The sequence below is a fragment of the Massilia sp. BGA-UO-ETr-WB1 genome, assembly GCF_059567845.1.
Genome location: NZ_JCAQOT010000025.1, coordinates 588726 through 603094, shown reverse-complemented (window position 1 = coordinate 603094; position 14369 = coordinate 588726). Strand labels below are relative to the sequence as shown.

16 protein-coding genes are annotated in these 14369 nt (G+C 65.7%); 6 read left to right on the top strand and 10 right to left on the bottom strand.

Going from position 1 to position 14369, the window contains the following annotated elements; translation table 11 throughout:
- The first annotated feature begins 12 nt into the window (after positions 1 to 12).
- Together AC56DV_RS20890 and AC56DV_RS20885 are read left to right on the top strand one after the other, a co-directional pair.
- On the top strand, positions 13 to 801 hold the full coding sequence (locus tag AC56DV_RS20890; protein ID WP_496316148.1) for a c-type cytochrome: 789 nt from the start codon (positions 13 to 15) through the stop codon (positions 799 to 801).
- Positions 798 to 2072 carry a c-type cytochrome gene (locus tag AC56DV_RS20885; protein ID WP_496316147.1) on the top strand — a complete coding sequence of 425 codons (1275 nt, stop codon included), beginning with the start codon at positions 798 to 800 and terminating at the stop codon, positions 2070 to 2072. Before AC56DV_RS20890 ends, AC56DV_RS20885 begins: the two co-directional genes overlap by 4 nt.
- A 15-nt stretch (positions 2073 to 2087) precedes the next feature.
- Here the strand turns inward: AC56DV_RS20885 and AC56DV_RS20880 are convergent, their stop codons facing one another.
- Positions 2088 to 3203, bottom strand: coding sequence for a type IV pilus twitching motility protein PilT (locus tag AC56DV_RS20880; protein ID WP_496316146.1), 1116 nt, complete (start codon positions 3201 to 3203; stop codon positions 2088 to 2090).
- Positions 3204 to 3243: 40 nt separating this feature from the next.
- Positions 3244 to 3891: a class I SAM-dependent rRNA methyltransferase gene (locus tag AC56DV_RS20875; RefSeq protein WP_496316145.1), complete on the bottom strand. Its 648-nt coding sequence runs from the start codon at positions 3889 to 3891 to the stop codon at positions 3244 to 3246.
- Between the two features lie 179 nt (positions 3892 to 4070).
- Between AC56DV_RS20875 and AC56DV_RS20870 the strand changes: the two genes are divergently transcribed.
- Positions 4071 to 4868 (top strand): head GIN domain-containing protein, encoded by a 798-nt coding sequence (locus AC56DV_RS20870; RefSeq protein WP_496316144.1) that lies wholly within the window; start codon positions 4071 to 4073, stop codon positions 4866 to 4868.
- Between the two features lie 50 nt (positions 4869 to 4918).
- Here AC56DV_RS20870 and AC56DV_RS20865 read toward each other — a convergent pair whose 3' ends face one another.
- From AC56DV_RS20865 to purU, 8 genes are all read right to left on the bottom strand, one after another.
- Positions 4919 to 6061 (bottom strand): Rpn family recombination-promoting nuclease/putative transposase, encoded by a 1143-nt coding sequence (locus AC56DV_RS20865; RefSeq protein WP_496316143.1) that lies wholly within the window; start codon positions 6059 to 6061, stop codon positions 4919 to 4921.
- A gap of 108 nt (positions 6062 to 6169) precedes the next feature.
- Positions 6170 to 8449: a TonB-dependent receptor gene (locus AC56DV_RS20860; RefSeq protein WP_496316142.1), complete on the bottom strand. Its 2280-nt coding sequence runs from the start codon at positions 8447 to 8449 to the stop codon at positions 6170 to 6172.
- A gap of 7 nt (positions 8450 to 8456) precedes the next feature.
- A complete protein-coding gene (locus tag AC56DV_RS20855; RefSeq protein ID WP_496316141.1) occupies positions 8457 to 8981 on the bottom strand; it encodes a YcnI family copper-binding membrane protein in 525 nt (174 codons plus the stop codon).
- An 8-nt stretch (positions 8982 to 8989) separates the two neighbouring features.
- The gene (locus AC56DV_RS20850; RefSeq protein WP_496316140.1) at positions 8990 to 9433 is read right to left on the bottom strand and encodes a copper chaperone PCu(A)C; all 444 of its coding nucleotides are present in this window, start codon (positions 9431 to 9433) and stop codon (positions 8990 to 8992) included.
- A 70-nt stretch (positions 9434 to 9503) separates the two neighbouring features.
- Positions 9504 to 9890 (bottom strand): DUF2946 domain-containing protein, encoded by a 387-nt coding sequence (locus AC56DV_RS20845; RefSeq protein WP_496316139.1) that lies wholly within the window; start codon positions 9888 to 9890, stop codon positions 9504 to 9506.
- Positions 9891 to 9922: 32 nt separating this feature from the next.
- Complete coding sequence (locus tag AC56DV_RS20840; RefSeq protein ID WP_496316138.1) at positions 9923 to 10645, bottom strand: M48 family metalloprotease; 723 nt, start codon at positions 10643 to 10645, stop codon at positions 9923 to 9925.
- Between the two features lie 37 nt (positions 10646 to 10682).
- Entirely contained in the window at positions 10683 to 11225 is a 543-nt protein-coding gene (locus AC56DV_RS20835; RefSeq protein WP_496316137.1) for a YaeQ family protein, read from the bottom strand.
- 25 nt (positions 11226 to 11250) lie between these two features.
- On the bottom strand, positions 11251 to 12120 hold the full coding sequence (gene purU, locus AC56DV_RS20830; RefSeq protein ID WP_496316136.1) for a formyltetrahydrofolate deformylase: 870 nt from the start codon (positions 12118 to 12120) through the stop codon (positions 11251 to 11253).
- A gap of 136 nt (positions 12121 to 12256) precedes the next feature.
- Here purU and AC56DV_RS20825 point away from each other — a divergent pair, with 136 nt between their 5' ends.
- From AC56DV_RS20825 to AC56DV_RS20815, 3 genes are all read left to right on the top strand, one after another.
- A complete protein-coding gene (locus AC56DV_RS20825; RefSeq protein ID WP_496316135.1) occupies positions 12257 to 13273 on the top strand; it encodes an NADP-dependent oxidoreductase in 1017 nt (338 codons plus the stop codon).
- Positions 13274 to 13373: 100 nt separating this feature from the next.
- Complete coding sequence (locus AC56DV_RS20820) at positions 13374 to 13694, top strand: KGG domain-containing protein (protein WP_496316134.1); 321 nt, start codon at positions 13374 to 13376, stop codon at positions 13692 to 13694.
- Positions 13695 to 13855: 161 nt separating this feature from the next.
- On the top strand, positions 13856 to 14359 hold the full coding sequence (locus AC56DV_RS20815) for a Dps family protein (RefSeq protein ID WP_496316133.1): 504 nt from the start codon (positions 13856 to 13858) through the stop codon (positions 14357 to 14359).
- The last annotated feature ends 10 nt before the right edge of the window (positions 14360 to 14369 follow it).

The window sequence follows — 14369 nt, the reverse complement described above, 5'->3', positions numbered from 1 at the left end:
AACGGGACACCCATGCACACCACCTTATCGAGCATGCTCGCGCGCTCCTGCGGCGCCGCGCTGCTGGCCTGCGGGCTGGCTGCGGCGGCGCCCGCCGGCGCCGCGCCGGCCGCCCTGAAAACCCTGCCCGACACGCTGGAGCAGCGCGTGGCCGCCTGCACCGCCTGCCATGCCGCCAAGGAGCGCAGCGACGCCTACTTCCCGCGCATCGCCGGCAAGCCTGCCGGCTACCTGTACAACCAGCTGCTCAACTTCCGCGAAGGCCGCCGCCAATATCCGATGATGACGTATATGGTGGACCACCTGCCGGACGCCTACCTGCGCGAGATCGCCCAGTACTTCTCCGAGCTGCACCCGCCCTACCCGGCGCCGGTGCCGAATGCGGCCACGCCGGCCATGCTGGAGCGCGGCCGGGTGCTGGTGCACCAGGGAGACGCGGCCAAAAAGGTGCCGGCCTGCGTGGCCTGCCACGGCGCGCAGCTGACCGGCGTGGCGCCCGCCATCCCTGGCCTGCTCGGCCTGCCGCGCGACTATGTCAACGCGCAGTTCGGCGCCTGGCGCAACAAGGTACGCCGCGCCCACGCACCAGATTGCATGGCCGAGATCACGGCCCGCCTGTCGGACGCCGACGTGGCCGCCGTTTCCGGCTGGCTGGCTTCGCAGCCGGCCGACGCGCAAGCCCGCCCGGCCGCGTCCATCGCCATGCCGCTGCCGCTGGAGTGCGGCAGCGCCGGCGTGGCGCAAGGTTCTCCCGGCGCCCCGGGCATTGCCGGCGCGCCGGCAGCGGAGGCCCGGCCATGAAAAAGCTGCCCATCATCGCCATCGCCGTGCTGGTGCTGGCCACCGGCGCCGGCTTCATGCTGTACCCGGCCGACGATCCGCTGCCGCCGCTGAGCAAAACCGCCGCGCTGCCGCAAGCCGAGCGCGTGGCGCGCGGCGCCTACCTGGCCAGGGCCGGCGACTGCATGGCCTGCCACACGCCGCGCGGCGGCGCGCCTTACGCCGGCGGACGCGCGCTGCAAACGCCGTTCGGCAGCGTGATCTCGCCCAATATCACGCCCGACCGCGAAACCGGCATCGGCCAATGGAACGCGGACGACTTCTGGCGCGCCCTGCACAACGGAAAATCGCGTGGCGGCCGCATGCTTTACCCCGCCTTCCCGTACACCAGCTACACTCACGTCACGCGCGACGATTCGGACGCGCTGTTCGCCTACTTCCAGAGCCTGGCGCCGGTGAAGCAGGCCAACCAGCCGCACCAGCTGCGCTTTCCCTACAATCAGCAGCTCGGCCTGGCGTTCTGGCGCGCGCTGTACTTCCGCCCCGCCGCCTTCCGTTCCGACAGCGCGCAGAGCGCGGACTGGAACCGGGGCGCCTACCTGGTGCAGGGCCTGGGGCATTGCAGCGCCTGCCACAGCACGCGCAACGCGCTGGGCGCGTCCGGCGACGGCCTGTCCGGCGGGCTGATCCCGGTGCTGGGCTGGTACGCGCCGTCGCTCACCTCCGACCGCGAGGCCGGCCTGGGCGACTGGGCGCAGCAGGACGTGGAGCAGTTGCTGAAAACCGGCATCTCGCCGCGCGCGACCGTGTTCGGACCGATGGCCGAGGTGGTGCGCGAGAGCTTGCAGCATCTGAGCGATGCGGACGTGCAGGCGATGGCGGTGTACCTGAAAACGCTGCCGCGCCAGGAGCCGCCGGAGCGCTATGAGCGCAGCACGGCGCCGGAAGCACGCGCCCAGCTGGAGGCCGGCGCGCGGCTGTACACCGCCCATTGCGTGGAATGCCACGGCGTGACCGGCAAGGGGCTGCCGCCGCACTATCCGCCGCTGGCGGGCAACCGCGCGCTGCTGATGGACGAGGCGGTCAATCCGATCCGCATCGTGCTCAACGGCGGCTTCGCGCCCGGCACGGCCGGCAACCCGCGCCCCTACGGCATGCCGCCGTTCAGCCACAAGCTGAACGACAGTGAAGTGGCGGCCGTGGTGTCCTATCTGCGCAGCGACTGGGGCAACAACGCGCCGCCGGTCAGCGGCAACGACGTGAACCGCTACCGCGCCGTGCCGCTGGACTAAGCCGAACCGGATGCCTCAGCCCAGCAGGCCGAGGCGGTCGGTGGTGGCGTTGCGCGCGTCTTCGAGGGCGATCTTGCCCTCGTCCAGCAGCACGCGCAGCGCCGCGTTCATGGTGTGGCAGCCGTCGCCGCCCTTGGTCTCCATCCAGTCGCGGATGCCGGCGATGCTGCCGTTTTCGATCAGGCGCGCCACGTCCGGGTTCATGGTCAGGCACTCGGTGGCCAGGTGGTAGCGGTTGCCCTCCACCGACGGCAGCAGCGCCTGGCACAGCACGCCGCGCAGCGCGTGCGCCAGCGCCTGCTGCTGCGGCTCGCTGTTGCCCAGCATGCGCAGCATCTTCTGCAAACCCAGCTCGGTGGAGCGCGCGTGCAAGGTGGCCAGCACCAGCGGGCCCGATTCGGCCAGCGCCAGCGCTTCCTGCGCCGTCTGCGCGTCGCGGATCTCGCCGATGACGATCACGTCCGGCCGCTCGCGCAGCGCATCCAGCGCGCCCAGGTAGAAGCTTTCCACGTCGCCGTCGAAGCCCACTTCGCGCTGGGTGACGATGCAACGGCGCTGCGGGATCAGGGTCTCGACCGGGTCCTCGATGGTGATGATGTGGCCGGAACGGGTCTTGTTGATCTCGTCCAGCATGGAGGCGATGGTGGTGGACTTGCCCTGGCAGGTGTCGCCGATGATGAGCACCAGGCCGCTGGTCAGCTGGGAAAACTTTTGCTCGTTGGCGCGCAAGCCCAGCTGCGCCAGCGCATGCGGTTCCTTGGGGAAGCGCCGGATCACGCAGCCGAGCCGCTTCTTGCCCTGGAAGGTGAAGCAGTTGGCGCGGATGCGCGCCGTGTGCAGGTCGATGGAACGGTCGAAGGCGCGGTCCTGGATGCGTTCGCGCCAGTTCGGCTCCACCACCTCGAAGAATTCCTCCAGCTCCTCGCGCGTGATGGGCGAATCCGTCACCGCCACCAGGCCTTTGGGCTGGCGCAACAGCAAGGGGCTGTTCTGGTGGATCAGGATGTCGCTGAAGCTCAGCCTGGAATTGAGCAGATGCAGGATCTGCTCGACCAGGGTGCCGAAGACCGGATGGTCTTCGTTTTCTTCATAGCTGAGGGTGCGGATCTGCGAAGACTGGTGATGTTCCATCGTACTCTACTCTCCGGGTAAAAAATGTCGCCTGGAAAGATTATACGGGACGCTTGGGGAATTCAAAGCCTGTTTTGAGGTCCATGTAGACCTTTACGCCACCCTTGTTGACAACCGACTTGGCCGGCGGGGGCACCCCGGCCAGTTCGCGCGTGAACACCGGCAGGCCTTCGCCCTTGCGCAACTCCTCGTCGGCGCGCTGGAACACGTTGGCGCAGCCGGTTTCGGCCAGCAGGGCCTGCACGATGGGCACTTTCCAGGCGTCCACGGCGCCCGATTGGAAGCTGCACAGCAGGAAGCCGGCCGGGCCGCCGTAGTAGTCCACCACCAGGCCGGGCAGGCCGTCCTCCTCGGCGTGAATCAGCTGCATCAGGTCTTCCGGGCCCAGCTTGGCCACGGCTGAGGCGCGCTTGGCGATGGCGGCCTTGACGCGGCGCTTCATCATGGCGTGGTCCACCGGTTCGTCTTCGCGGAAGGTCCAGACACGGGCGCGGATTTGCACCGCGTGGGCATTGTAGGCGGCGCGCGCCAGGAATTTGCGGGACGACGACTGCACGGTGGCGGTGGCGCCGGCCTTGCCTTTTTCCTGCGGCCGGCCTTCGACGCGCTCGATGGCGGTCGGATAAATCCAGGGGTCGCCGGCCAGCAAGCTCTTTTCCTTACCCTGTTTGATGGTGATGATCAGCATGTATTTCCAATGTAGTTACAGCCAGCATGATACCGCATGGCGCGCGCCGCCCCCTGCGGATTGCATTCTGTTCCGCCCTCCGCGCAGTCTGTCGCATGGGGCGGGCGGCGGCGCCGGGCTTTCCCTACTATCCCACCATCGAACAAGATTCACGACAAGATCAACCAGGAGACCACAACATGGCAATCAATCCGACCGTCCGTTCCGCCCTGCGCAAAGCCGCGCGCACCACCCTGCTGGCCGCCAGCGCCCTGGCTGTCATCGTTCCCGCCGCCCAGGTGCAGGCCGGTCCGTTCAGCTGGCTGGGCGGCGGCGAGCGCGTGCAAGGCAGCGGCAAGATCACCAAGCAGACCCGCGACGTCGGTCACTTCACCGGCCTGGCGCTGGCACTGCCGGGCGACGCCGAAGTCCGCCTCGGGAACACCGACAGCATCACTATCGAAACCGACGACAACCTGCAGGCGCTGGTGGAAACCGTGGTGGAGAACGAAACGCTGCGCGTGCGCCCGGTCAAGCGCAACATGCGGCTCGATACGCGCAGCATGAAAATCATCGTGCAGGCCAAGAGCCTGGACCGTATTTCCGTGGGCGGCTCGGGCACGGTGGACGCCGAGAACCTGAAGGGCGCCAACCTGACGTTCGACGTGGGCGGCTCGGGCGCCATCAATGTGCGCGGCATGGAAAGCGAATCGGTGTCGGTGTCGCTGGGCGGCAGCGGCAGCCTGAAGGCGAGCGGCACCACCGAGCGGCTGAAGGTGTCGATCGGCGGTTCCGGCAAGGTGAACATCGGCCAACTGGCCGCGCGCGACGCCTCGGTCAGCATCGGCGGCTCGGGCCAGGCTACGGTGTGGGCCAAGCAGTCGCTCAACCTGAGCGTGGCCGGCTCCGGCGACATCGGCTACTACGGCGATCCGCAGATCAGCAAATCCATCATGGGTTCGGGCAGCGTCAAGCGCCTGGGCGCCAGCCCGCAGTAAGGCAAGACAGGTTACTCCAGCCCGGCAGGCGCACAACCCGCCGGGCTGCGTTATTTGGCGTTGAACAGCTGTTGTACGGAGGCGCCGTCCAGCAGGCGGTTCAGCCACTCTTCCAACTGCCGGGAGTCGGCTGATTCGATCTGTACCGAAACACCGGGCGGCACCGGCAGCTGCTGCCGCTCAAGCAGCCGCTCCAACGTTCGCCGAAGCGCCTCCTGCTTACCCAACTCGCGCCCTTCAGCCTTGCCTTCCGCCTTGCCTAGCGCCTTGCCTTCCGCCTTGCCTTCCGCCTTACCTTCCGCCTTGCCTTGCGCCTTGCCTTCCGCCTTGCCTAGCGCCATTCCTTCGGCCCTGCCTAGCGCCATGCCTCGTGCGCGGCCTTCCGCTTCGGCCTTGGTTTGAATCTCCTGCTCACGTTTTTTCTCACGAGCTTTTCGGTCTTCAATGACCGACTCCATCCACTCATCGAGCGACAGGTTTCCCATAGCAAATTCCTCCTCCAGCGAAAAGTCCGGCGCGCGCTCCTTGCGTTGCATGCAACTGGACAGCCAATGCAAGATGCTTCGGCGCAAGGGCTGTGTACTTCCAGCCTGCAACCATTCCCCCACCGAATTGACGACTTCCGCACAAGCCCGCCTGGAACGCGCTCGTTCCAGGCTGAACAATGCAGCAACGATGTTGCGCTCAGCGACATCCAATCCAGCTCCCACTTTTCTTTGATCTATCAGGAGGTATTTTAGTTCCGGCTGAAAAGGGGCCAGTCCTTCAGGCTGCGGCAGCCTCAGCCCGGACAAGGAATGGCTGGCAGTCCAGCGCCGACTGCCGCTGTACAACACGATGGGCAGCACGGGCGGTAATTTTCCGCGCCGCTTCAGTTTGCGCTGCTTGAGCAGGTCCTGATACAACAAGCCGATGTATACCTGCATCCGCAGGGCCATCCAGCGGTCGCAACTGGACTGGAACTCCAGTAGCAGGTAGACGTAGATGCATTCACCGCCCACGCGCAGACGCCAGACCATGTCATCATGCCTGTGTTCACCATTGTCACCGACATAGCTGGCATTGACGCGCTCAAAAGCAGCAACTTCCAGATCCTTCGCCCACGCATATGGCACAAAGCCGCGCAACAAGTCCCGCATCAGCTCGGGATGCGCAAACAGCTGTTTGTAGCCAGTGTCATGGTCTGCCTTCATGGCCTGATTCTAGGGCGGCGCGCAGGCGCGCGGCGGCCTGCCTGAGCAAGCCTTGAGCGGTCTCAAGCGGCGATGAAAAACGCCCGGCGCGGGGCCGGGCGGGGGAACTTACAGGTCGAACTTCAGTTCCGCGACCAGCGTGCGCTGGGTGTAGGGGTGGAAGGCCCAGTACTTGCGGTTGTTCAGATTGTCGATGCCTAGCGCAGCGCTCCATTGCGTCGTGAAACGGTAGCGCACCCGCAGGTCTGTGACGAAGTAGTCGGACACGCCGGTGTAGGTTGCGCCGTTCGGGTCGCTGTTGTCCAGCGTGCCGTACTGGCGGCCGCTGTAGCGCGCGCCGAAGCTGGCGGTCCACCTGTCGCCCACCCGGTAGGACGCCAGCAGCGTCGCCCGCCAGTCCGGCACGCGCGGCTGACGCTTGCCTACGCTGGCCGGCAGCCTGTCGTTGCGGGCGATCCTGGAGTCGGCATAGGTCATGCTGCCGGTCAGCGACAGGCCGCGCACCAGCACCTGGTCCGCCTGGTAGGCCAGCTCCAGCCCCGTGGTGCGGATCTCGCCCACGTTCTGCACCGTGTTCACGGTTGGCGTCAGCGCTTGCGAATACAGCGCGTCGCGCGTGTTCTCGTGGAACGCGGTGGCGCGCAGGGTGCCGCGCTCCAGCATGCGCTCGGCGGTCAGCTCGCCGGTCCACGACTTCTCGGCGCGCAGCGAGGGATCGGTGTTGACGATCCTGCCGTCCACGATGGAGCCCTGGAACAGCTCCGCCGCCGTCGGGTTGCGCACGGCGCGGCCGGCGGACGCCTTCAGTGTCCACAGGTCCGACGCGCGGTAGGCCAACGCCGCCTTGGGCGACCAGCTGTTCTCGCTACGCGAGGGGAAACCCAGCAGGCCGCTGGTTCCCGGCTGGGCCGCCAGGCTGGCCGCGCTGGAGATCTCGCCGCCGAACGCTTGCCAGCGCTCGAAGCGCAGGCCCAGCGTGGCCTTCCACGGCTCGCCGATGCGCCAGGTGTCCTGCGCGTACACGCTTTCCAGGCGCGTCTCGCCGTTGAAGGTGGAGACGTGCTTGCCATCGCCCGCGCCGATCCAGTCCGGGCTGCTGAAGACATGCGTGCGCAGCTTGGCGCTGTCGCGCTGCAGGCCGAAATCGACCACGTGCGCGGCCGGCCGCCACGTGCCCTTCAGCGCCAGCGTATTCCAGCCGCTGCCGCCCATGTCCGTGACGTTGCCCTGCCCGTTCGTGTCCAGGTCCGGCACCGCCACGGTCGGCGTGCGTACGCGGTCCCTGGCGTAGTCGTACAGGCTGGCCGCCACCTCCCAGCTGAACACGCCCCGGCTGTGCTGCTTGAGCGAGAAGCCGTGCATCACGTGTTCCAGGTCGCCCCGGCTGGGCGCGAAGTCCGACGGCAGCAGGCTGTATCGCACGCCGCCTACGTTGACGTCACCCTTGTAGACCGGGTTGCCGGCGGCGTCGCGCAGGTAGGACCGCGAGGTGCGCTCGGCGTTGTTCTTCCACCATCCCAGCGTATAGCTGGCGCGCAGGATGGGCGACACGTCGTAGGCCAGCTTCACTTTCGCGTGGTCCTGCACGGTATGGATTTGATTGGTGGCGCCCAGTATCAGCCAGTCCCTGTTGACCGGGTTGCGGTCCGCAATGGCGCCCGTCACCGGCACGCCGCCGCCCGGCGCCCCTTGCGACAGCAGCTTGTTGGCGAAACCGATCGGCTGGCCGTTGCTGTCCAGGCGCGACACATCCACCCACCACGACCAGGCGCCCTGCCGGTTGCCGATCGACGCGCTGCCCTGCTTGCCGTAGTGGCGGCTGTCGCTGCCATACTGCTTAAAGCCCTGGCCATAGCCGGACAGCTTCACGTGCGCTTCCAGGCGGGCCGGCATGCGGGTCTGGAAATCCACCACGGCGCCGGCCGAGTTGCCCGGATAGGCCGCCGAGAACGGCCCGTACAGCACATCAACGCGCTCGATTTCCTCCGGCGTCACCATGCCCCAGCGCGGCGTATAGGTGGCGCCATTGCCCAGCAAATTGGACAGCAGGATGCCGTCCGCGTACACCAGCGAGCGCGCGCTGTTGCCGGTGCCGGAAGCGCGGCTTGCCAGCACGGCATGGTCGTAGTCGCCGATATAGCGCTTGCGCACGTTCAGGCTGGGCCGGTACTTCAGCGCATCCTCGCTGTCGCTGGCGTTGATGCGTTCTTCGATCTGCGCGCCGGTGATGCCTTCCATGGTGGTGGGGATCTGCGCCGGCAGCGAGCTTGGGCGGCCGCCGTTGACGGTGACCACTGCATGATCGGCGCGCGCAGGACAAATCACGGACGCAGCAGCGCCCATCACCGCCAGCATCACTGCCAGCGGCTTGCGTTTCAACTTGTTCATGGTGACCTCAGTGCTGGTGGGCGGCGCCTTCGGCCGGAACCACGTCCAGCACGGGTGCCGGCGCCAGTACTTTGACGCCCGCTTCGCCGGGAAGTTCATCCCACGCCATGCTGCCCTTCACGCACTCCTGCACAACCTTGAAATACAGCTTGCCCGGCTCCGCAGGCAGCTTGGCCTGCACGGTGAATTCGTCGAAATGCCCGTCCTCCAGCGGCCCGCCGCGCCACGTCACTTCGCGCACGGCGGCCGTGATCTTGCGGCCGTGCGATTCCACCGGAACCGACAGCTTGCCTTCCATCGTGCGGATTTTCCAGCCCGGCTTGGGCATCGGCTTGGCGCCGGTGACGGACTCGGGCAGCATCACGGTGACGGCCCTGGTTGGGCTGCCGTCGCAGCTGTGGCCGACGCGGAAGGTCAGCTTCTGGTAGCTGGCCGCCAGGCCGGTGGCTTGCTCCAGCGTGACGTGCGCTTGCGCCGGCGCCGCCAGCAATGCGCCCGCGGCAGCAGCCATGAAAACAAGGTTCATCTTCATGGCGGCCCTCACTTGGCGGAATAGGTCAGCGGCCGCACGGCCACATTCAGCTCGATGGTTTCGAGCTTGTTGTCCTTCTTGCGTACCACCAGCGTGAGCGGCACGGTCTCTCCCTCTTTCAGCTGGCGCTTCAGCTGCATCAGCATGATGTGGTAGCCGCCGGACGCCAGCTCCACGGTTTTGCCGGCAGGGAGGTCGATGCCTTCAACCTGCTGCATTTTCATCATATTGTTTTCCATCGCCATCTGATGGATTTCGGCGATGCCGGCCACGCTGGAGCGCACTTCGACCAGGCGCGCGTCCTGCGCCGATTGCAGCTGCATGAAGGCGCCGCTGGCTTTGGCGGCGGGCACGGTGGCGCGCACCCATGGGTCTTTGACGGTGACTTGTGCGTGGACTTGGGCGCAGGCGGCGGCGAACAGCAACGCGGTTGCAAGGAATTTGGTTTTCATATCTACCTCTGAAACGATTACGGGATGCGCCCGGGGCGGGTAAGGCCAAGGGCGCAGATGTAAAGCTGATTCAGACTTGCACGGGCGGCCCGCGCGGGCGCGACGCCGACCAGGCCGCAAGCGGCCGCGGTGCGCGATAGAACAGGAACGGGTGAAGCTGGGACTGTGCCGCGAACGGCAGGCCGGACGCGGTGGACGGCGGCATGCCGAAGGAGCCGGCGTGGGTGACGCAATAACCGCAGTCCTCGCCCATGGACATGGCCTTCTTGCCGGCCTCGTCCTCCATCAGCAGGAAAGCGGCCGGCAGCGGCTTGCTCTTGTCGGCGCGGCAGAATTCGAAAGCGGCCGGATTGCCCTCGGCCATGGCGTGCGAAATCGACGGCGCGAGCGCGTTCATCAGCACCGCGATCACCGCGATCCAGATCCACAGCGCCTGGTGTTTCCACCTGTTTGCCAATCTCGTTTGCATGGTGCGAAATTATACAGCAGCTAGCGCCCCGCCGCTTCCAGCGCGGCCGACAGTTCCTGCGCGGCCTTCCAGCGCTGCGACGGTGCGGGATGCGCAAACTGTTCGAAATTGGGCGCATGGCTGGAGCGCGCCAGCTTCTGGAAGTAGCGCGCCAGCAGCGGCGCCTGCCAGCCCGCGCGCCAGGCCAGCTTCAAGCCTTCGCGGTCGGCCTCGGTCTCCTGCTGGATGCCCAGCGGCGCCAGCTTGCGCATCAGCGCCGCATCGTTGTCGACCGCGTCCTGCAGTTCGGCGAAGGGCCGGCCGCGCCAGGCCGGCTCGATGCGCATCGCTTCCTCGTATTCCAGCAGGTTGTGGCGCAGCACGGCGTGGCAGATTTCGTGCGCCAGCAGCATGGCCAGTTCGGCGTCGCCCAGCACCAGCTTGTGGACATAGGCGCGGCTGATCAGCAGCTTGCCGCCCGCCATGGCGTAGGCATTCTCGTCGCCTTCGGGCGCGGTGTGGACTTCCCACTGCCAGGCGGCGGACTCGGGATAGTCGCGCGCCGCTTGCGCGATGAGCGGCTGGGCGATGCGTTGCACGCGCTGGTGGAAAGCGGGGTCGGCGTCGAGCTGGTGCCGTGCCTGCAGCTCGCGCATGTGGCTGCGGTACAGGCGCTCGGCGCCGGCCATGACTTCACCCTGCGTCAGCGCCGCGGCGGCGCCCGCATAGGCGAGGAACAAGAGTGCGGAAAAGTAGCGGCGCATGGGCACATTCTGCCACAGCGCCGCAGGCGGCCGGGCTTTAGCGCTCGCCCTTGAAGGTCTCGCGCTCGATCAGCACGGTCTCGGCGCCGTCGGTGAGCCAGATCTGGCCGTCCTGGATGGTGCATTGCAGCTGCATGGTGCGCTGGGCCATCTTGGCCAACTGCTCGGTCGCGTCGGACTGCAGGTTGATCACGCTGAGGTTCTTGGCGCGTTCGACCTTGTTGGCCAACGCCTTCCACCAGATATGGCTGGTGGCGTTGTAGCTGTACACCACCACCTGCTCCGAACGGCCTGCTCCCTTCAGCAGCTTCTTGTCGTCCGGCTGGCCCACTTCGATCCACAACTGAATGGCGCCGGTCAGGTCCTTCTGCCACAGGTCCGGCTCGTCGGTGTCGAACAGGCCCTTGGTGAAGGTCAGGTGCTCGTGCGCGTGGATGGCGAACGCCAGCAGGCGCACCATCATGCGTTCATCGGTCTCCGACGGATGGCGCGCCAGCGTCAGCAGGTGCGTGTCGTAGTAATTGCGGTCCATGTCCGCAATCGATAATTCGGCTTTGTAGATTGTTGCTTTGAGGGCCATTGCTAACTTCTATGTCCAATAGGGGTTATTTAAAGATGACGGTTTTGGAACCGTTCTGCAGCACGCGGTGTTCCGTGAACCACTTCACGGCGCGCGCCAGCACCACGCACTCGACGTCGCGACCGATGGCCGACAGCGTGTCCGCCGTCATGGAGTGATCGACGCGCTCCACGTCCTGCTCGATGATCGGGCCTTCATCCAGATCGCTGGTGACGAAGTGCGCGGTGGCGCCGATCAGCTTCACGCCGCGGTGGTGCGCCTGCGCGTACGGCTTGGCGCCCTTGAAACTGGGCAGGAAGGAATGGTGGATGTTGATGGCCTTGCCCTTCAGCCGCGCGCACAGCTGCGGCGACAGGATCTGCATGTAGCGCGCCAGCACCACCAGGTCCACCTGGTGGTTGTCCATCAGTTCGATGATGCGCGACTCCTGCGCCAGCTTGGCCTCTTCCGGCGCGCCGGCCGCCAGCGGCAGGTAGTGGAAGGGAATGTTGTAGCTGGCCGCCAGCTGGTAGAAGTCCATGTGATTGGACACGATGGCCGGGATCTCCACCGGCAGCAGGCCGCTCTTGTAGCGGAACAGCAGGTCGTTCAGGCAATGGCCGATTTTCGATACCATCAGCATCACGCGCGGCTTGACGCGCGCGTCGCGCAGCTTCCAGTCCAGCTGCATGGCTTCGCCCAGCTGGGCGAAATCGGCGCGCAGCTGCTCGTCGTTCACGCCCGGCTCGTCCAGCGAAAAGTGCACGCGCATGAAAAACAGATGCGATTCGGCGTCGCCGAACTGCGCGGAGTCTATGATGTTGCAACCGTGGTCGGCCAGGAAGCCCGACACGCGGTGCACAATACCGCGCTGGTCCAGGCAGGACAGGGTAAGGATGTATTCTGGATGCGTCATGACAGAAAATTTTAGGTTAGACGAATATCAACCCGCTATTGTCGCACGCCTGCGCGGCAGTTCCATCAATTTGAAAAATAGCACGATCGTTCAATTCTAAGTTATAGTTAAAGAACTCACTATTTGGAGACATAAAATGACCTTGGAGAACCTGCAATTCCGCCTGGCCAACCGTCCGGTAGGCATGGCGAAAGCATCCGACTTCCAGCAAGCGGCCGAACCGCTGCGCGAACTGGCCGACGGCGAAATCACCGTCAAGACGCTATACCTGTCGCTGGACCCGGCCATGCGCGGCTGGATGAACGACGCCAAGTCCTATATCCGCCCGGTGGCCATCGGCGAAGTGATGCGCGCCGGCGGCGTGGGCGAAGTGGTGGAATCGAAGTCGCCGAAGTACGCGGTGGGCGACATCGTGTCCGGCGGCATCGGCGTGCAAGCCTACTGGCAAGGCGCGGCGGACGACAAGAGCGCCTCCTTCTTCAAGATCGACAGCCGCCTGGCGCCGCTGACCACCTGGATGAATACCCTGGGCATGCCGGGCATGACGGCCTACTTCGGCCTGCTGGAAGTGGGTCAGCCGAAAGCCGGCGAAACGGTGGTGGTGTCCGGCGCGGCAGGCGCCGTGGGCCAGACCGTGGGCCAGGTGGCCAAGCAGCTCGGCTGCCGCGTGGTCGGCATTGCCGGCGGCAAAGAGAAATGCGACTTCGTGGTCAATGAGCTGGGCTTCGATGCCTGCATCGACTACAAGACCGGCTCGGTGCGCGATGGCCTGAAGGAACATTGCCCGCAAGGCGTGGACGTGTATTTCGACAACGTGGGCGGCGATATCCTCGACACGGTGCTGACGCGCATCAACATGAAAGCGCGCATCGTCATCTGCGGCGCCATTTCGCAGTACAACAACACCACCCCGGTGAAGGGCCCGGCCAACTACCTGTCGCTGCTGGTGAACCGCGCGCGCATGGAAGGCATGGTGGTGTTCGACTACGCGGACCGCTACCATGTGGGCGTGGCCGCGCTGGCGGGCTGGCTGAAGGAAGGCAAGATCAAGAGCAAGGAAGACGTGGTCCAGGGCCTGGAAAACTTCCCGCAGGCATTGACGATGCTGTTCGAAGGCAAGAACTTCGGCAAACTTGTGCTTAAAGTCGCCTGAGCGCCAATCTTGCGGAACTAACCGCCATGACGCTTCTCTAATTGACGGAGCAGCCAGCTTGGCTGCCCGTCACACGTTCACTACGACAAGGAGAAGGGTCATGGCTACAAATCAAGGCGATCAAGGCAAAGGCGGCGGCACCAAGGGCACGGCAAAACGCGGCTTCGCAGCGATGGATGAAGCGCAGCAGCGCAGCATCGCCAGCAAGGGTGGACAGGCCGCGCACCAGAAAGGCACGGCGCACGAGTTCGACTCCGAGGAAGCGCGCCGCGCCGGCCAGAAAGGCGGCGAAGCCGTCAGCCGCGACCGCGAGCACATGGCGGAGATAGGCCGCAAGGGCGGTGAAAGCCGCCAGTCCGCCAACCGCGCGGCGGGCAACCGCCAGGGCGGCAGCGGCACCAAGACGGACGGCAAACAGTAAGGCGGATGCGCCGCCCTTTTCGCACTGCCCCCCCTCTTAAGCCAGAGGCGCGCACTGCACCATAGCGTCCGCCGTGTTTCATCGTGCTGGGCTAGAATCGGCAGGCCCGCTGGCATGGGCCAGCGTTTGCTACCGATTCTACCCACCATCACGAGGCAAACATGACTGCAAGCTCCAAACAAGGCGGCGACGCGCTGACCACCCCGACCGACCTGGGCTCGAAAGCCCGCAAGGAAGTGACGCTGGGCCTGAACCGCCTGCTGGCGGACGCCTTCACGCTCTACATCAAATGCAAGAACTTCCACTGGCACGTGAGCGGCCCGCATTTCCGTTCCTACCACCTGCTGCTCGACGAGCAGGCCACCGCCGTCTACGCCATGCTGGACCCGGTGGCCGAGCGCGTGCGCAAGCTGGGCGGCAGCACGCTGCGCTCGGTGAGCCACATCGCTGAACTGCAGCGCATCAAGGACAACAACGCCGAGTATGTGGACCCGGTCGCCATGCTCAACGAACTGCGCGAGGACAACCAGCAGCTGGTGAAGTTCATGCGCGAAGTGCACGAGATCTGCGACCAGGACAACGACATCGCCACCGCCAGCCTGCTGGAAAACTGGATCGACGAAGCCGAACAGCGCATCTGGTTCCTGTTCGAATCGACCCGCTAAGCCGGCACGC